Below are 17,808 nucleotides of genomic sequence, written 5' to 3'. Positions count from 1 at the left end.
AGGAGCAAGCTCCTTCTCTGTTCGCTCGACTTGCATGTATTAGGCACGCCGCCAGCGTTCGTCCTGAGCCAGGATCAAACTCTCCATAAAAGAAATTTGATTAGCTCAAATTGTTTTGCTGGCATCATTTTGATGTCCAAAATTTTGTTTCGTTCACTAGTAAATCTAGCTACTTAAAACTTTATTGATTACGTTTTGCTTGTTCAGTTTTCAAGGTTCATGTTGTTTATTTCACTGTCACCTCTTGGCGACTTATACATAATAACATCGATTATTCATGAAAGTCAACACTAATTCATAAGTTTTTTTAAAGAGACTTATTTTTTATTTAAAATTATAGAAACGAGGTTGTTATTATGATCCGAAAAACGTTGATTTCACTGCTCCTAATCGGCATTCTCTTTGTTTTTCTAAAGCCTATAAATTCCACGATGATTTCTGTATTTAATATTGCTAACGCACCAGTTGTCGTTACAAAAGGTCATTACGGCACATCTCTGGTTGTAGAGATTTCATTCTCTGATGAGTCTCTAATGGAATGGCTTAAAACAGTGAAAGAACCTTATCCGCTTCTTCTTCTAGATACCGAATGGATCAAGCGTTCACCTGACCATATAAAAATTATTCAAGAGCGAAAATTACCTACAGGACTACTTGGACCAAAGGATTCAGTAGAAGAGCCTGTTAACATTAAGCTTGTACAAAAGGATATTGATATTTATGAACAATATTTGAAGGAAAAGCCACTCTGGTTTGCTACTCAGAATCATCAGTATTCACAAGACTTGCAAAAATCTTTGTTTCAGCAACAAATGAATTTGCTATCTCCTTCTCTTATTTGGCAGGGTGAGAAAACACCTAAACTCCAAAAAGGGGACTTTGTATTTGTTCCACTACACCAAGATAGCTCTTTTACTTTGAAAGAACTTAATACTTTAATACGACAAAATAAGTTTATGTCAATTGAGGAAAATATATTTGGCTATAAAGTGCAAACTAAAAAATCTCCATAAAAAAATTGCCTCTATTTTGTAGGAGGCAATTTTTTCATTTAAGCATTTTTTGCTTGTTCTTGGCGCGCTTTACGACGTGCTTCTAATTTTTGACGATCTTCATCGGATTTTGCATTATATTTAGGCAATACTAATAATTGATATGCATTAACCGCTAATAACGGGAATAATAACAATGCGACATATTCATTAATATTTTCATCACGACCCATTAACGCAATTGTCCATTCCAAAGTTGTAATGACAATCATGAAGAAAAGAGCAGAAATGAATACATGTTTTTTCCCTGTTAATTTTACTTTTTGAACAGCTGTAGCTATGGCTCCAAAAATGAGAACAATTAATAATCCAACATAGAATAACCAGCTTTGCCCATCCTTTACACCAGGTACAAAACGGAAGAAAATAATATCAAAAATTGTAATTGCAATGAGTAAAAGCTGTACCCAATTCCATAATGTAAGTGTTCTAAAGATATTTACACCTACTTGATGGAGTGTTAAATAAGCGAAAAAACCAGCTTGTGCAATAACACTCATTGTAAATCCTAAGAAGACCATCCATAATAGTCCAGCGAAAAATTCTCCCCAATGACCGTTTGCTATGTATGGTTGGAAGAAATCCCAGCGAATAAATAAACTAAAAGCTCCGTTGACTACCCCACCAACGAGCATTGCAAAGAAGAAAAACTTTGCCCAATTTCGTATCGTCACAACTAAAAGTCCCCCAATTTCTCAATATATCTGTCCTTATTTTATCAATGCATTGTTAAAAAAGCTATTTCTCATCTTTCCCAATACATAAAGTCATCAGAAATGTGAACAATAATTGAAAGAGTCTATCTATAGAAAGGACTGATTGTCGATGCGAAAATTCACCATATTACTGATTCTAATGCTATTTCTTTCTGCCTGTTCACAAGATAAAACCTCTACTATGTCCTATGATGAAATAAAAAAAATTATGATTGACTCTTTACAAACAGAGGACGGTAAAAAGGCATTGCGACAGCTTTTAGAAGAGCCCAGTTTCCGTGAGCTGTTGATTTTAGAGCATGATGAAGTGAAAAAAGCTACTGAGGAAACATTACTTTCCAAGGAAGCAGAAGACTTTTGGAAGAAAACCTTTGAAGATCCAAAGTTTAAGGAAACAGTTGCGAAAAGTATGCAAAAACAGCAACAGGATATTATGAAGGACTTAATAAAAGATCCAACTTTCCAAAAGGATATGGAAGCCTTTTTTGGACAGCCTGATATGCAGAAACAGCTAGAGACTATCCTTAAATCATCCAATATGCGAAAGCAAATGGAGGAAGTAGTAAAGGAAACAATCGAAAGCCCTTTAATGCAATCTAAATGGCAAGAGCTAATTAAAAAGAGCGGTGAAACACCTTCATCTGGAAGTGGCGATAAGAAAGAAGCAAGTGGGCAAAGTGGTGGCAGTGGTGGCACTGATAAGGAGCAAAAAGGCACAGAATAATCGTGGATTATTAAAAAACGGATTTCCTCCAAAAAGGATGGAAATCCGTTTTTTATTATTTATTTAATTTATCATTAATTTTCGTCGCGACGTCTAAATAAATTTGTCCAGTAGTATGTTTTTCAGCATATACTGATGGTGCGAAATCCGCATCTGTCCAATCTGGTTGCCCAAGTGGGATTTGTCCAAGTAGCTCCGTACGAAGCTCCTCTGCTAGTTTAGGACCTCCGCCTTGCCCAAAGACAAACTCTTTCTCACCTGATTTCGATTCGAACCAAGCCATGTTTTCAATTACACCTAAAATTTCATGGTCTGTTTGCAGAGCCATGGCACCTGCACGAGCTGCAACGAATGCTGCTGTTGGGTGAGGTGTTGTGACTACAATCTCTTTTGATGATGGTAACATTTGATGAATATCTAATGCAACATCACCTGTGCCTGGTGGTAAATCTAATAGTAAGTAGTCAAGCTCTCCCCATTCTACATCACGGAAGAATTGATCTAATACTTTACCTAACATTGGGCCACGCCATACAATTGGTGCATTATTTTCTACAAAGAAGCCCATTGAAATCATTTTTACACCAAAACGATCAACTGGGAAAATACGATTATCGACTACTTTAGGCATATCCGTTACACCCATCATATCGGGCACACTAAAACCATAAATATCTGCATCGATTAAGCCCACTTTTTTGCCTAGACGAGCTAGGGCAACCGCTAAGTTAACCGAAACTGTTGATTTACCTACTCCACCTTTACCCGAAGCAATTGAAATAACTTGAACTGTACTAAGTGGCGATAAAATATCCTGTGCTTCAGATTCTGTTGCTGTGCCACGGAAGCTTTGAAGCTTTTCAGCTGATAGCTCTTCAAAACGAATACCAACTGTGTTTACACCCGCTTCTTTTAACATCTCAACAATTTTCATTTGTAGTTGTAATTGTTCAGGTGTATTCAATTTAGCAATCGCAACTTTTACACTGACATGATTTTTTTCTTCTTTTATTGCTACGTTTGTAATACCATCTGTTTCTGCAAGCGATTTATGTAAAAATGGATCTTGTAGTTGTCCTAGTATTTCTCGTACTTGTTGTTCAGTAATCACGACGAACACTCCCCTTATATTGTCTCAATGTTAGTATATCATAAATGATTTAATTTACGTTGTGATGTTGCTCTACTCAACTTTCGCTAATAGATACTCTTCTATACCTTCAACAATAGCATCTGCCATTTTTTCTTGGTAATTCTTATCGGTAAGTAAAGCCCGTTCTTCATCATTACTAATAAACCCAGTCTCTACTAATGCCGCAGGCACTTCTGCTTTTTTCAGTAAATAAATCTGCTTAATAGACAATGCTTCTCGGTCTGTATTTTTTAAATTAGTACGAATGGACTCTTGAATACTTTTTGCAAGTATCTCACCGTCAGCATGTCCCTCCTTATGATAAAACACCTGTGCACCACGCCATTTTGTTTCTGGAATAGCATTGGCGTGTATGGTAATAAACACATCTGGTTTTTCTTTTTCTACAATATCCTTTCGTAAAAAGATATCCTGTTTTTTACGCTCTCTTAACGTTCCGTACTTTTCTGATGGCGCGTGTTCATCAATAACATCACCATTTTTTGTTCTTGTCATGATGACTGTTGCGCCTTTCTTCTTCAATTTCTTCTCCACGTGCTGAGAAATTGCAAGTGTAATATCCTTTTCAATGACTTCGCCCTTTGAAGCCCCTCCATCCTCCCCACCATGCCCTGCATCAATGACAATTTTTATGCCACCAAGTGGGTCTGGTAAAAAGAAGTTACGGTCCGAAGCATTTGTTTCATATGCCACGACCACTATACTCATAAGCATAATTACTCCTAGTGCCAGCCAGCGCTTCACCCATATCCACCACCCTTTTACATTTAGTGTACGAAGTTAGTGGAGAAACTATGCCAGAAAGAAAAAAAAACTCACAAGTATTCAACTTGAGAGTTTTTAACTTCTTCTATAGTAAGGGAGGAAGAACAATTTTATTGCAGTGTAAATTCTGGTTTAAATTCCCCTTCATAGGGTTCATGCTCAACAAACACAGTTATCTCATTTCCATTTTTATCTTTACCTGTTCTTTTATACGTAAACTTCTTATCATTCATTTCAGTAATTTCAAGAGCCACACCATATTTATTATCACCAAGTGAAACATGAGCTCTGATTTTATTGTCATGAATGACGTCAAAGTAGCCATAATCACCGCGGCTTTTGCCTGTTTCAGGGTTAAAGAATTCATATTTATTCGTTTCTGCATCGTATTTTGCAATACTAATGAAATTTGAATTAAATTCGGTTACATCATTACCATTTTCATCTAAAGCAACTGTGCCCTGCCATAATGTATTAGCTAAAATTTCATCGCCGTCTACATCTGTTACGATATCTCCTGTAGTCGCATTAAGAGTTTTATCTGGATCTGTAAATGTAAGCTCTTTTTCTTGATAAGGGATATGCTCCACAAAGACTTCTACATCGTTACCAGTAGCATCTTTCCCCATTCGTTTATAAGTGAAGATATCGCTATTTAATTCTGTGATCTCTACTAGTGCTTGATAATTTTTGGATTCAGAAATTAGAATCCTTTGTTTCCCATCATTTGTAATGAAGAATGTTCCTTTATCATCACGACTTTCGCCAGTAGTAGCATCAAAAAATTCATAATGACCTGTCTTCATATCATATTTAGCCAAGCCTATAAAGTTTGAGTTTTCCGCAGTTAAATCGTTGTTATCTTTATCATATACTTTTGTACCCTGCCAGTTTGTAGCACTTAGAATAGTTGCCATGGCTTGACCCTTTGTGAGTTGCTCTTGTGCTTGATCTTTCGTTGTATTTTCTGTAGCAACGCTTTCTGTTTTTGTTCCCTCACTATTCGTCGTATTGCCTTTCACAGGCTCCTTATCTTGACATGCTGCAAGTAGTGCCATTGCTGCAACAGATACCATCAATAATTTCTTCATACCTACTTACCTCCATTTTTTGCTTTATATTTTTTAGTTACACCAAACCCACTCTTGAAAGGCATGTTGTAGCTTTCATAATTCATAATAAAATGCATTGTTAAACTCCCTCTAAATAATTTCTTAAAAAAGCATAAACTTATCCGAAAATATTTTTAATATTTTTAAATTTGTGCAGAAATAACAATAATTATGCTAAGAAAACTATTTAAAGTTTGATAAATATACTAAAAGACGCGTTCTACTGGACGGTGAAGGTGATAAAAATGAGCGATCATTTAATTATTGCTGCCGGGAATAGAGAAACGGTTCAAGTCCTAACACTTCTACAAGAAGGGGGCGGCTGATATCAATGCCACCAATCAAACAGTAAGGGCTCTTATTCAGTAGATTTAATATATTGAGAAAAATGTATTGAGCTTGTCAAAGATGCATTGAAAGCAGGTGATGAGTCCTTTTTGTAGCTGGAAAATGGTGAGGGGTTAGCCGAAGATTGAAATCATATGTCTAACTGTGACAATACACAGCACATCCTGAATTCGCATTAGCACGTTGAGCAGCTGAAAGTAGGGTCGTTGAGGAAAGAAGAATAGCAGCCGTTTATACTTTCGGTGAACATTGCCCTATGTGCAGCAGCCCACGATTGGGTTGGTTTAGGGAGAATCTTTATGCTAGCTCGTCCAAACTGCTTACACAATGAAATAGACATCACTACTAACTAAGTGTTCGTCATTGAGTTATTCAACAACAGGTACACCAGCTTCATCGACAATTTCATCAGAAATCATATTAAGCCATATTCGGGCAACTATAACGATTGCTTTTTATAATTATTCTATTCATACAAAAAGACCCTTTCCACAAAAGTAGAAAGAGTCTTTGATAGAAAAATTTGAAATTAACGTTTTGAGAACTGAGGTGCACGACGAGCGCCGCGTAGACCTGGTTTTTTACGTTCTTTCATGCGTGAATCACGAGTAAGTAATCCAGCTGATTTTAATGCAGCACGGAAATCTGGGTCTACTTGAAGTAGAGCACGAGCGATACCGTGACGAACAGCACCAGCTTGACCAGTGTATCCACCACCGTTAACGTTTACGTGGATGTCATAGCTTCCTGTAGTTTCAGTAGCTACTAATGGTTGTTTAATTACTTCACGTAATGCAGCGAATGGTACGTATTCTTCGATTTCACGTTTGTTGATAACAATTTTACCTGTACCTGGTACTAAACGTACGCGAGCTACAGAGCTTTTACGGCGACCAGTGCCGATGTATTGAACTTGTGCCAAAGTAATATCCTCCTCTTAATTTATATTATCCGCGAAGCTCGTATGCTTCTGGTTTTTGTGCAGCATGTGGATGCTCTGTTCCAGTGTAAACATTAAGTTTAGTGAACATTTTACGACCTAAAGAGTTTTTAGGAAGCATTCCTTTAACTGCTAGTTCGATCATTCTTGTTGGGTACTTGTCTAGCATTTCACCAGCAGTACGAGTTTTTAAACCACCTGCGAATTGAGTGTGGTGACGGTAAAGTTTACCTTCTAATTTGTTACCAGTTAAATGGATTTTGTCAGCGTTGATGATGATTACGTGATCACCTGTGTCAACGTTTGGTGTGAATGTTGGTTTATGTTTACCACGTAAGATTGCAGCTACTTCAGAAGCTAAACGTCCAAGAGTTTGGCCTTCTGCATCAACTACTAACCATTTACGGTCTACTTCGTGACCTTTAGCCATGAATGTTGTACGCATGTATATATCCTCCTAATCGATTCGATTACCGTTATTTTTCATTAAACTACACTATAAGTTTTCGGGGCTTATTTGTGGTGGTAATGAAAATACCATCTGTTATCATATAATGAATGACTTTTAAAGTCAAGCAATTTCATTAAACACCTGGTAAAGTTGTTTCGAGGTTGAAAGTGACACTAATAGAATACTTTTTCTAAGTACAAACCTTGTGGTGGCGCGGTTTTCCCAGCTTTATCCCGATCTTCTGAAGCGACTACCAGTGCTATATTTTCAATCGTCCGGCGATCTATACCTACTTCCCAAAGTGTACCTGCAATAATTCGAACCATATTATATAAGAAGCCATTGCCTTCAATAACCATATGAAGCTCTTCCCCATGCCATTCAAATTGTAGTGAAGTTACTGTTCTTACTTTATCCTGCACGCTTGTATTGGCTGCGCAGAAGCATGAAAAGTCATGTGTCCCTATGATAGCTTGAGCAGCCTTCTGCATTGCAACCACATCCGGTTTGACCCCGTTTGTATCAACTGTATAATGTCTCCGAAATGGATTTTGAATAGGCTCACAGGACCAAATATAACGGTATCGCTTCCCAGTTACACTATAACGTGCATGAAAGTCATGTGCTACTTCTTCTACAGACAATACGCGAATATCTCTAGGTAGCTGTACATTCAAAGCTTTACGATACTTGTCAGTTGGAATGGCTAGTGGTGTATCAAAATGCAACGTTTGCCCTGTAGCATGAACCCTAGCATCTGTACGTCCACTTGCGGTCACCTTCACCTTTTCCTCTTTATGCATAATGGCTAATACACGTTCTATTTCTGCCTGTACGGTGCGTTCCCCAGGTTGTACTTGATAGCCTGAGAAATGTGTACCGTCATAGCTAATAATTATTTTTAATCGTCGCATAAAGCATACTCCTTTAACTTCTATAGAAGAATAGCAATACACCTATTGCTACTAATAATACAAGCGCAAATGTATCGCCCATATCCCATTTTAGCTTACGATATCTAGTACGCCCTTCCCCTCCGCGGTAGCCTCTTACTTCCATCGCTGTGGCTAAATCTTCGGCCCTCTTAAATGCGCTCACAAAAAGAGGTACTAGTAATGGGACTACAGCTTTAATACGGTCTTTTATTGGACCCGAGGATAGATCAGAGCCTCGTGCCATTTGTGCTTTCATAATCTTATCTGTTTCATCCATTAAAGTTGGAATGAAGCGTAAAGAAATCGACATCATTAAAGCTAATTCATGGACAGGTACTTTCAACGTCTTCAAAGGATTTAAAAGGACTTCAATACCGTCTGTAATGGAAATCGGTGACGTCGTTAAAGTTAAGATAGATGTTATAAATACTAATACTAGAAAACGTATTGAAATATAAACCCCACGTCTAATCCCCTCATCGTATATGGTAATATACTTCGAGTCAAAAACGGGAACACCTTCCTTCGTCATAAAAATATGAAGCAAGAAGGTGAAAGCCATCAAAAAGAGAACTGGTTTAAGACCGTTTATCAAAAAATACAAGCGAATTCGTGATATTAATACAACAAGCAGTGTGAAGGCCAAAAGCATGGCATATGTTACTGTATTATTAGCCAAAAATACTATAATAATAAAGGCAAATACGAAGATTAGCTTAGAGCGTGGATCCAGTTTATGAACGGGAGAGTCTCCTGGCAAGAAGCGTCCAAAAATCATTTTTTCCATCATGATTCCGCACGCTCCTCTCTTAGTACTTGAGCAATTTCAGCTGCAAGTTCTTCTTCGGTTAAACAAACTTTTGATAAGGATTTCCCTAGCATTTGCTCCATCTTTTGCTGAAAGCGTACAATACGTGGCGGTTCTAAGCGAAAGCTCTTTAATGTATCAACATCCTTAAATATATTTCGCGGTGTTCCACTTAAAACATTTTTTCCTTCATGCATAATTACAATATTATCAGCATATCGGGCAGCGTCTTCCATGCTATGCGTCACAAGAATGGTTGTCAGGTGACGTTCCTGATGAAGCTGATAAAACATATCCATAATTTCTTTCTGACCACGTGGATCTAAGCCCGCGGTAGGTTCATCCAGCACAATTACTTCAGGGTCCATCGCTAAAACACCTGCTATTGCTACTCGACGCATTTGACCTCCCGACAAATCAAACGGAGATTTTTCTAGGACATCTTCTGGTAACCCTACTAAGCTGACAAGTTCCCTTGCACGATTTTCGGCTTCCTTTTCTGCTACGCCAAAGTTCATGGGACCAAACATAATATCCTTTAACACTGTTTCTTCAAATAACTGATGCTCAGGGAATTGAAAGACAATACCAACCTTTTGTCGTACAGCTTTTAAATCCTTTGCTTTTTTACCAGCTACCACTACACGATCCCCGATATGTACTTCTCCTGAAGTAGGTCTTAGAAGTGCATTAAAATGTTGGAGAATAGTTGATTTACCAGAACCAGTATGACCAATAATGGCTTGATACGTGTGTGATGGGATATTGAATTCTACATCGAATAATGCCCGTTTTTCAAAAGGCGTACCTTTTGCATAAGCATAGCTTACTTGTTGAAGTTTGATGTCCATAAATCATTCACCAACTCTTCTTCTGTCATATGTTGTCCCATTAATGGAACACCTTCCTTTTGCAATAGCTTTGATAACTTTAGCGCAAATGGCAAGTCTAGTCCAAATTCCACTAGCTTGTCCCCAAGAGCAAATATTTCAGCAGGGGTACCTTCTGCAAACTTCTTCCCATCATTCATAAAAAGTATACGATCTGCTAGCATCGCCTCCTCTAAATCATGGGTTATGGATAGGACAGTAAGTCCTGTTTCAGCTCGTAAAGTTTGAACAGTTTGTAATACCTCTCCACGTCCCTGTGGATCTAGCATCGAAGTAGCCTCATCTAATATAAGAAGCTTCGGCTTTAATGCAAGCGCTCCTGCAATAGCGACACGCTGCTTTTGACCTCCTGATAAATGGTGTGGCTCATGATCTAAAAAGTGGCTCATTTTTACTTGTTCTAGTGCCGCATGAACACGATGTACCATTTCTTCAAAAGGCACGCCATTGTTTTCTAATGCAAACGCAACATCATCCTGTACGGTTGCACCTACAAATTGATTGTCGGGGTTTTGAAAAACCATTCCCATGAGAGAACGAGACTCCCAAAGGTTTTCTTCATTTAATGGTTCCCGCAGTATGCGTACATCTCCCTCTTGAGGGAATAGTAAACCATTCATCAACTTTGCAATGGTTGACTTTCCAGAACCATTGTGCCCTACGATGGCAATCCATTCTCCCTCTTCAACGGCGAAGCTAACATTTTCGACAGCATTACGATTATTTGGTTCTTCTGGTGTATATGAAAAAGTCACATTATTTAAAGATAAAATTTCAGGCATTTCTAGAACTCCTCTCTCCATGCTCAGCTCTACTAACTAACTTACACTTTTTTATGTATGAATTCTACTACAATCCCTATGTCTATAAAAGTAAAACATTAAAATAATTAAATGTTCTAGTACGGGTGTGATTCACAAAAATATTAAACCCATATATTAAAAAAAGCACCACAAATTGGCGCTATCCTTAGTAATAAAAAAGCGCGCACCTCATTCAATAGAAATGCGCTAGTCGTTACATTTTCAAGAAATAAGGGTGCTCAAGCCCTTATTTCTCCTGAATGAGGTGCGGAGAGCTAAACGAGACGCCACACCTTAGTGTCCGCTCATCATAACGCTCAGCTTAATTATTTGTCGTATAAATCATTTATAAAGAAAGAGGGTGGTGATTCCCACCCTCTTCACCACAAGTTTTCTAGTATGATTAAACTAGTTCAATCACAACTACAGGTGCACCGTCACCACGACGAGGACCTACTTTAAGAATACGAGTGTAACCACCTTGACGCTCTGCATAACGTGGTGCAACATCATCAAATAACTTTTGAAGTGCAAATGATGTTGTTTCGTTACCTTCTGCATCAGTCGTTGTTACTAGTTCACGACGGATGAATGCAGCAGCTTGACGGCGTGCATGTAAATCTCCGCGCTTACCTAAAGTAATCATTTTTTCAACAGCTTTACGTACTTCTTTAGCGCGAGCCTCAGTAGTTTCGATACGCTCGTTGATGATTAAATCAGTAGCTAAGTCACGTAACATCGCTTTACGTTGAGAACTTGTACGACCAAGTTTTCTGTAACCCATGGATGTTTCCCTCCTTTATAGAAAAAATCTGACCTTGTTAGTTTTGTTTAAATCGCTTAGTCTTCTTTGCGTAATCCTAAACCAAGCTCTTCTAACTTCGCTTTTACTTCTTCTAGTGACTTACGTCCAAGGTTACGAACTTTCATCATGTCGTCTTCTGACTTATTCGCAAGTTCTAGTACTGTGTTAATACCAGCGCGTTTTAAGCAGTTGTAAGAACGAACAGAAAGATCAAGTTCTTCGATAGTCATCTCTAAAACTTTTTCTTTTTGATCTTCTTCTTTTTCGACCATGATTTCAGCAGTTTGTGCCTCATCTGTCATGCCAACGAAGATGTTAAGATGCTCGGTTAAAATTTTTGCTCCGAGCGAAATCGCCTCTTTCGGACCGATGCTGCCATCTGTCCACACATCAAGAGAAAGTTTATCGTAGTCAGAAGACTGACCTACACGAGTATTTTCCACTTGGAAATTAACGCGTGATACTGGAGTGTAAATAGAGTCGATCGGGATCACGCCGATAGGAAGATCCTCACGTTTGTTTTGATCAGCAGGAGTGTAACCACGGCCGCGTTGTGCGTACATACGCATACGTAAATGACCGTTTTTAGCGATTGTTGCAATATATAGATCTGGGTTTAAAATTTCTACATCACTGTCATGTGTAATGTCAGCAGCCGTAACTGTACCATCGCCTTTTACATCAATCTCAATAACTTTTTCTTCGTCAGAGTAGATTTTAAGAGCTAGTTTTTTCACGTTCAAAATGATTGAAGCTACATCTTCTACTACGCCTTCTACAGTTGAGAATTCGTGAAGAACGCCATCAATTTGAATGGACGTGACAGCAGCTCCTGGTAATGAAGACAGAAGGATACGACGTAAAGAATTACCCAAAGTGTTTCCATATCCGCGTTCAAGCGGTTCTACAACAAACTTTCCATACTTGGAATCTTCGCTGATCTCCACCGTTTCAATCTTTGGTTTTTCAATTTCGATCATTTCATTTACCCTCCTTCAAAACATCGAATGTATAGGTTCTTTCCATCATAGATTCGATCGTCAATGACGTATCGTTTATTATCTGCACAAGACAGTCTGTACAAAAAATGATGTTCTCATACAATATGAGACGCACCCATTACACGCGACGACGTTTTGGCGGACGGCAACCATTATGAGGAACTGGAGTAACGTCTTTAATAGCAGTTACTTCTAAACCAGCAGCTTGAAGCGCACGAATTGCAGCTTCACGACCAGCACCAGGACCTTTAACAGTTACTTCCAACGTTTTCAGACCATGTTCAAGGGATGTTTTAGCAGCAGTTTCTGCAGCCATTTGAGCAGCGAATGGTGTAGATTTACGTGAACCACGGAAACCAAGAGCACCAGCACTTGACCAAGATACAGCGTTACCTTGCATATCTGTAATCGTTACGATTGTATTGTTAAATGTAGAACGAATGTGTGCGATACCAGATTCGATATTCTTTTTCACACGACGTTTACGAGTTTGTTGTTTACGAGCCATGTTAAGAAGGAACCTCCTTTACCAATTATTTTTTCTTGTTCGCTACAGTTTTACGAGGACCTTTACGCGTACGCGCATTGTTCTTCGTATTTTGGCCACGAACAGGTAAACCACGACGGTGACGGATACCACGGAATGAACCGATTTCCATCAGACGTTTAATATTTAATGAAGTTTCGCGACGTAAGTCACCTTCAAGTTTGTAAGAATCTAATTGTTCACGGATTTTGTTTAACTCATCTTCAGTTAAGTCGCGTACGCGTGTATCTTCTGAAATACCTGCGTCAGCTAGTACTTTCTGAGCTGTAGTTTTACCAATACCGAAAATGTACGTTAATGAAATTACCACGCGTTTGTCGCGAGGAATATCAACACCAGCAATACGTGCCATGTACGTTGTGCACCTCCTTTAGAATTAACCTTGTTTTTGTTTATGTTTAGGATTTTCACAGATTACCATTACTTTACCGCGTCGGCGAATTACTTTACATTTTTCGCAGATCGGTTTCACAGATGGTCTCACTTTCATCTAACCTAACCTCCTTAGTAGTCCGGAGCGCAAAAGATTATTTAAAACGGTATGTGATACGACCGCGAGTTAAATCATAAGGAGATAACTCGATAGTAACCTTATCTCCAGGTAGAATACGGATAAAGTGCATACGAATCTTACCAGATACGTGTGCTAGAATCACATGTCCATTTTCTAATTCTACCTTAAACATCGCGTTTGGCAAAGTCTCAACAACTGTCCCTTCGACTTCAATTACATCATCTTTCGCCATCTACTCTGTCTCCTCTCTATATGCAAATTAAAGTTCTCATCGTTACATCAAACGGATATCTGCTGCAACTATAGAAGCAACCTCGTTTCAACATATGTTTGGATTGTATGAGAGATGTTTGAAAGACGCTCGTCTGGTTTCGCTTCACACAATCCACGGAATATCCAGAACCAATAAGGGCACTGAAACTCCCATGTTTACACGAATACCGGAATGTCTTGGATGAGATATTCATACCCGTTACACAGATGCTTCCACGAAACCCATTATACTCCTCCAAAAGCTATGTTGCACTTTTTAGAAGAAATATATACCGGGCACAATATGCTTTTGCAACTCTCAAAAAAATTATGTTTCGTTGTTGCTCCCGCATGCCTCCCGCGGAAGCAGTACTCTGCGCCCGGAGCCGGGTATCAGCTGCGGCTGCTCTGTAATAGAGCATCAAGATCAGCAAACACTTTGTTTATATCTTGCTGTCCATCTATATTAGTTAACACACCTTTTGCTTGATAGAAATCAAGTAAAGGTTGCGCTTGTTTCATATTAACTTCCAGACGGTTCGCAACCGTATCAGGATTATCATCGGCACGTGTGTAAAGCTCGCCACCATCTTTATCACATTTTCCTTCCTCGGCTGGAGGATTGAAAATTAAATGATAGGATGCTCCACAAGTTTTACAAATGCGTCGACCTGAAAGACGAGCAATTAACTCATCCTTTTCAACTTGAATGTTTAGAGTATGTTCAATTGCTTTGCCAAGATCAGCAAGAATGCTATCTAAAGCTTCAGCTTGAGGAACAGTACGTGGGAAACCATCTAATAGGAAGCCCTTTTCACAATCAGGTTTAGCCAGTCGCTCACGAACAATACCAATCGTTACTTCATCTGGTACAAGAGCACCTTGATCCATAAACGACTTAGCTTGTAAGCCAAGTTCTGTACCTTCTTTAATAGCAGCACGGAACATATCGCCTGTAGAAATATGAGGAATCGCGTACTTCTCAACAATTTTATCTGCCTGAGTACCTTTACCAGCACCTGGCAGACCCATTAAAACGATATTCATTAGGAAATATTCCTCCCACCAAAGGTTTGCTGATTTAAGGAAACGATAGAACGTTCCCTAAAAACCAACATTATTTCATAAAGCCTTTGTAGTGACGTTTAACAAGTTGAGATTCTAGCTGTTTCATCGTTTCGAGCGCTACGCCGACTACGATAATAATACTAGTACCACCGATTTGCACTGAGGCAGGTAAATTCATAAAGTTAATGAATAAAATCGGCATTACAGCAATAACAGTTAAGAATATCGCACCAACAAATGTTAGACGATATAACACGCTTGTTAAATACGCTTGAGTGTTTTCACCAGGACGAATACCCGGAATATAAGCACCTTGTTTTTTCAAGTTGTCTGCCACATTTTCAGGATTCACTTGTACGAATGCATAGAAATATGTGAACGCGACGATCAATGCAACGTAAATAATCATTCCAACAGGTTTCGTATAATCAAACGTGTTTTCAATGAAAGTAGTTACGTCATTTTGACCAAAGAACGTAGCTAACGTACGTGGTGTAACAATAAACGCTACTGAAAAGATTACCGGAATAACCCCTGCAGCATTTACTTTTAAAGGTAAATGAGTTTGTTGACCACCAGCTTGTTGATTACGTCCAGTAACTCGTTTTGCATATTGAATTGGAATTTTACGAAGTGCTTGTTGCACATAAATAACTCCAACTACAACTGCGAGTAAAACCAATACAAGCAATGCAAGGATTATGATGTTGATAAATAATTTATCCCCAGCACCCTCGATTTGCTGTGCAAAGATTTGGTTGATTCCTGTAGGCAATGCTGCAACGATACCTGCGAAGATTACAACAGAAATACCATTCCCAACACCGTGTGAAGTAATTTGCTCTGCAAGCCATACAAGGAAAGCTGTCCCCGCTGTCAATACAATGGCGATTGTAACATATGTTAGAATCCCTTCTTCTTTAATCAATGATCCGCCATACATTCTATTAAAACCAAATGACATTGCGAATGATTGGATGAAAGCAAGAATAATAGTAAAGTAGCGAGTAAATTGTGCAAGTTTACGTCTTCCGACTTCACCTTGCTTTGCCCATTCAGCAAACTTCGGTACTACGTCCATTTGCAATAACTGAACAATAATTGAGGCTGTGATGTAAGGCATAATCCCCATCGCAAAGATAGAGAAGTTCTTTAAAGCACCACCGCCAAAAGTATTCAGGAAACCAACGAGGTTAAACTCATCAGTTGCCTTTAATACATTTGCGTCAACGTTAGGTACTGGAATGAATGTTCCAATACGGAAAACGATTAACATTAAAAGAGTGAAAATGATTTTATTTCTTATATCTCGAACACGCATAAAGTTAGAGATTGTCTGAAACATTAAATCACCTCAGTAGTTCCGCCGGCATTCTCGATTGCTTCTTTAGCTGAAGCTGAGAATTTATGAGCTTTAACTGTAAGCTTTTTGTTAAGAGTTCCGTTGCCAAGAACTTTAATTCCAGCTTTTTCATTACTCACAAGACCAGTTTCAAGTAATAATGCAGTTGTAACCTCTGCACCGTCTTCGAAACGGTTTAAAGCGTCAAGGTTAACGATCGCGTATTCTTTACGGTTAATGTTCGTAAAGCCACGTTTTGGTAAACGACGGAATAATGGGTTTTGACCGCCTTCAAAGCCTGGGCGTACACCGCCACCAGAACGAGCGTTTTGACCTTTATGACCTTTACCTGCTGTTTTACCGTTACCAGAACCGATACCACGACCAACGCGGTTGCGTTGCTTACGAGAACCTTCTGCTGGTTTTAACTCATGCAGTTTCATAGTGGGTGGCACCTCCTTGTTCATTAATTGGAAATTAAATTTCTTTTACAGTAACTAAGTGAGCTACTTTATCAAGCATACCGCGAGTAGCTGCGTTATCAGCTTTCTCTACAGTTTGGTGTAATTTACGTAAACCTAAAGCTTCAACAGTTTTGCGTTGTGCAGGTTTAGTACCAATCACAGATTTAGTAAGGGTGATTTCTAATTTGTTAGCCATATTATCTTTCCCCCCTTATCCTAATATTTCTTCCACTGATTTACCACGTAATTTTGCTACGTCCTCTACGCGTTTTAATTCAGTTAAACCTTGAACAGTTGCACGCACCATGTTGATTGGTGTGTTAGATCCAAGAGATTTTGAAAGAATATCAGTAATACCAGCAAGTTCTAGTACTGCACGTACTGGACCACCAGCGATAACCCCTGTACCAGGAGCAGCAGGTTTAATTAGGATTTCTCCTGCACCGAAGCGACCAAGCACTAAGTGTGGAGTTGTTCCACCAACACGTGGCACTTCTACTAAGTTTTTCTTCGCATCTTCAACAGCTTTACGGATAGCATCTGGAACCTCTTGAGCTTTACCAGTACCGAAACCTACATGACCGTTTCTATCGCCAACAACAACTAGTGCTGTGAAGCGGAAGCGACGTCCACCTTTAACAACTTTAGCAACACGGTTAATAGTAACTACGCGTTCTTCAAGTTCTCCAAGTTTGTTTGCGTCAATTCGACTCATGAAATGTGTCCCTCCTTCTTATTAAAATTCTAAACCATTCTCACGTGCAGCTTCAGCTAAAGCTTTCACGCGTCCATGATATAAGTAACCACCACGGTCAAAAACTACAGCAGTAATATTTTTTTCCGCAGCGCGTTTCGCGATTGTTTCACCGATTTTTGATGCAGCTTCAACATTGCTACCAGCACCTTCAAAACCATTTTCTTGAGAAGATGCGCTAACAATTGTTACGCCTGCTACGTCATCGATAAGTTGAGCGTAGATGTTCTTGTTAGAACGGAATACATTTAAGCGTGGACGCTCAGCAGTACCCGAAATTTTAGAACGTACTCGTGCATGACGTTTTTTACGAACTTGATTTTTATCCTGTTTCGTAATCACAAGGGTCACTCCTTTCTAATGC

General features: G+C 38.9%; 24 protein-coding genes, 1 rRNA gene and 1 pseudogene. 2 read left to right on the top strand and 24 right to left on the bottom strand.

Annotation, left to right across the window (positions count from 1 at the left end; genetic code table 11):
- Positions 1–90: ribosomal RNA gene (locus AC3CH7_RS21640) — 16S ribosomal RNA — on the bottom strand; the annotation flags it as partial.
- A gap of 266 nt (positions 91–356) precedes the next feature.
- Between AC3CH7_RS21640 and AC3CH7_RS21635 the strand changes: the two genes are divergently transcribed.
- Positions 357–1,013 carry a hypothetical protein gene (locus AC3CH7_RS21635; protein ID WP_036217758.1) on the top strand — a complete coding sequence of 219 codons (657 nt, stop codon included), beginning with the start codon at positions 357–359 and terminating at the stop codon, positions 1,011–1,013.
- Between the two features lie 38 nt (positions 1,014–1,051).
- Here AC3CH7_RS21635 and AC3CH7_RS21630 read toward each other — a convergent pair whose 3' ends face one another.
- A complete protein-coding gene (locus tag AC3CH7_RS21630; protein ID WP_012296040.1) occupies positions 1,052–1,726 on the bottom strand; it encodes a KinB-signaling pathway activation protein in 675 nt (224 codons plus the stop codon).
- Between the two features lie 151 nt (positions 1,727–1,877).
- On the opposite strand from AC3CH7_RS21630, the gene gerD reads away from it, so the two are divergent.
- On the top strand, positions 1,878–2,492 hold the full coding sequence (gene gerD / locus AC3CH7_RS21625; RefSeq protein WP_031416707.1) for a spore germination lipoprotein GerD: 615 nt from the start codon (positions 1,878–1,880) through the stop codon (positions 2,490–2,492).
- A gap of 55 nt (positions 2,493–2,547) precedes the next feature.
- Here gerD and AC3CH7_RS21620 read toward each other — a convergent pair whose 3' ends face one another.
- The 22 genes and pseudogenes from AC3CH7_RS21620 to rplR form a co-directional block, all read right to left on the bottom strand.
- A complete protein-coding gene (locus AC3CH7_RS21620) occupies positions 2,548–3,603 on the bottom strand; it encodes a P-loop NTPase (RefSeq protein WP_488381879.1) in 1,056 nt (351 codons plus the stop codon).
- Between the two features lie 72 nt (positions 3,604–3,675).
- Positions 3,676–4,389, bottom strand: coding sequence for an N-acetylmuramoyl-L-alanine amidase (locus AC3CH7_RS21615; RefSeq protein ID WP_012296043.1), 714 nt, complete (start codon positions 4,387–4,389; stop codon positions 3,676–3,678).
- Positions 4,390–4,520: 131 nt separating this feature from the next.
- Positions 4,521–5,468, bottom strand: coding sequence for a DUF4822 domain-containing protein (locus AC3CH7_RS21610; protein ID WP_051800309.1), 948 nt, complete (start codon positions 5,466–5,468; stop codon positions 4,521–4,523).
- Between the two features lie 931 nt (positions 5,469–6,399).
- On the bottom strand, positions 6,400–6,792 hold the full coding sequence (rpsI, locus tag AC3CH7_RS21605) for a 30S ribosomal protein S9 (protein WP_004233744.1): 393 nt from the start codon (positions 6,790–6,792) through the stop codon (positions 6,400–6,402).
- Positions 6,793–6,817: 25 nt separating this feature from the next.
- Entirely contained in the window at positions 6,818–7,255 is a 438-nt protein-coding gene (gene rplM, locus AC3CH7_RS21600; RefSeq protein ID WP_004233742.1) for a 50S ribosomal protein L13, read from the bottom strand.
- Between the two features lie 179 nt (positions 7,256–7,434).
- On the bottom strand, positions 7,435–8,175 hold the full coding sequence (truA, locus tag AC3CH7_RS21595; protein ID WP_012296047.1) for a tRNA pseudouridine(38-40) synthase TruA: 741 nt from the start codon (positions 8,173–8,175) through the stop codon (positions 7,435–7,437).
- Positions 8,176–8,188: 13 nt separating this feature from the next.
- A complete protein-coding gene (locus tag AC3CH7_RS21590) occupies positions 8,189–8,986 on the bottom strand; it encodes an energy-coupling factor transporter transmembrane component T family protein (RefSeq protein ID WP_012296048.1) in 798 nt (265 codons plus the stop codon).
- Complete coding sequence (locus AC3CH7_RS21585; protein WP_012296049.1) at positions 8,983–9,855, bottom strand: energy-coupling factor ABC transporter ATP-binding protein; 873 nt, start codon at positions 9,853–9,855, stop codon at positions 8,983–8,985. The genes AC3CH7_RS21590 and AC3CH7_RS21585 overlap by 4 nt, the downstream gene beginning before the upstream one ends.
- Positions 9,831–10,676 carry an energy-coupling factor ABC transporter ATP-binding protein gene (locus AC3CH7_RS21580; RefSeq protein ID WP_012296050.1) on the bottom strand — a complete coding sequence of 282 codons (846 nt, stop codon included), beginning with the start codon at positions 10,674–10,676 and terminating at the stop codon, positions 9,831–9,833. The genes AC3CH7_RS21585 and AC3CH7_RS21580 overlap by 25 nt, the downstream gene beginning before the upstream one ends.
- A 424-nt stretch (positions 10,677–11,100) precedes the next feature.
- Entirely contained in the window at positions 11,101–11,481 is a 381-nt protein-coding gene (rplQ, locus tag AC3CH7_RS21575; RefSeq protein WP_012296051.1) for a 50S ribosomal protein L17, read from the bottom strand.
- Between the two features lie 56 nt (positions 11,482–11,537).
- Complete coding sequence (locus AC3CH7_RS21570; protein ID WP_004233733.1) at positions 11,538–12,482, bottom strand: DNA-directed RNA polymerase subunit alpha; 945 nt, start codon at positions 12,480–12,482, stop codon at positions 11,538–11,540.
- 139 nt (positions 12,483–12,621) lie between these two features.
- A complete protein-coding gene (rpsK, locus tag AC3CH7_RS21565; RefSeq protein WP_004233731.1) occupies positions 12,622–13,011 on the bottom strand; it encodes a 30S ribosomal protein S11 in 390 nt (129 codons plus the stop codon).
- Between the two features lie 25 nt (positions 13,012–13,036).
- The gene (gene rpsM, locus AC3CH7_RS21560) at positions 13,037–13,402 is read right to left on the bottom strand and encodes a 30S ribosomal protein S13 (RefSeq protein WP_004233729.1); all 366 of its coding nucleotides are present in this window, start codon (positions 13,400–13,402) and stop codon (positions 13,037–13,039) included.
- Between the two features lie 24 nt (positions 13,403–13,426).
- On the bottom strand, positions 13,427–13,540 hold the full coding sequence (rpmJ, locus tag AC3CH7_RS21555) for a 50S ribosomal protein L36 (protein ID WP_000868344.1): 114 nt from the start codon (positions 13,538–13,540) through the stop codon (positions 13,427–13,429).
- Between the two features lie 37 nt (positions 13,541–13,577).
- Positions 13,578–13,796 (bottom strand): translation initiation factor IF-1, encoded by a 219-nt coding sequence (infA, locus tag AC3CH7_RS21550; RefSeq protein WP_004233690.1) that lies wholly within the window; start codon positions 13,794–13,796, stop codon positions 13,578–13,580.
- A gap of 86 nt (positions 13,797–13,882) precedes the next feature.
- Positions 13,883–13,960: pseudogene (locus AC3CH7_RS21545) on the bottom strand (type I methionyl aminopeptidase); the annotation flags it as partial.
- A 249-nt stretch (positions 13,961–14,209) separates the two neighbouring features.
- Positions 14,210–14,863 (bottom strand): adenylate kinase, encoded by a 654-nt coding sequence (locus AC3CH7_RS21540; RefSeq protein ID WP_012296052.1) that lies wholly within the window; start codon positions 14,861–14,863, stop codon positions 14,210–14,212.
- Between the two features lie 70 nt (positions 14,864–14,933).
- The gene (gene secY / locus AC3CH7_RS21535; protein ID WP_031416715.1) at positions 14,934–16,229 is read right to left on the bottom strand and encodes a preprotein translocase subunit SecY; all 1,296 of its coding nucleotides are present in this window, start codon (positions 16,227–16,229) and stop codon (positions 14,934–14,936) included.
- Complete coding sequence (gene rplO, locus AC3CH7_RS21530; protein WP_008181708.1) at positions 16,229–16,669, bottom strand: 50S ribosomal protein L15; 441 nt, start codon at positions 16,667–16,669, stop codon at positions 16,229–16,231. Before rplO ends, secY begins: the two co-directional genes overlap by 1 nt.
- A gap of 34 nt (positions 16,670–16,703) precedes the next feature.
- Positions 16,704–16,886 carry a 50S ribosomal protein L30 gene (rpmD, locus tag AC3CH7_RS21525; protein WP_004233668.1) on the bottom strand — a complete coding sequence of 61 codons (183 nt, stop codon included), beginning with the start codon at positions 16,884–16,886 and terminating at the stop codon, positions 16,704–16,706.
- 15 nt (positions 16,887–16,901) lie between these two features.
- Complete coding sequence (gene rpsE / locus AC3CH7_RS21520; protein ID WP_008181711.1) at positions 16,902–17,405, bottom strand: 30S ribosomal protein S5; 504 nt, start codon at positions 17,403–17,405, stop codon at positions 16,902–16,904.
- A 21-nt stretch (positions 17,406–17,426) separates the two neighbouring features.
- Entirely contained in the window at positions 17,427–17,786 is a 360-nt protein-coding gene (rplR, locus tag AC3CH7_RS21515; protein ID WP_012296055.1) for a 50S ribosomal protein L18, read from the bottom strand.
- Positions 17,787–17,808 lie beyond the last annotated feature (22 nt).

This window comes from Lysinibacillus sp. F12 (assembly GCF_057773605.1).
The sequence above is the reverse complement of the archived record's forward strand: the minus strand, read 5'-3'. Positions and strand labels throughout refer to the sequence as shown.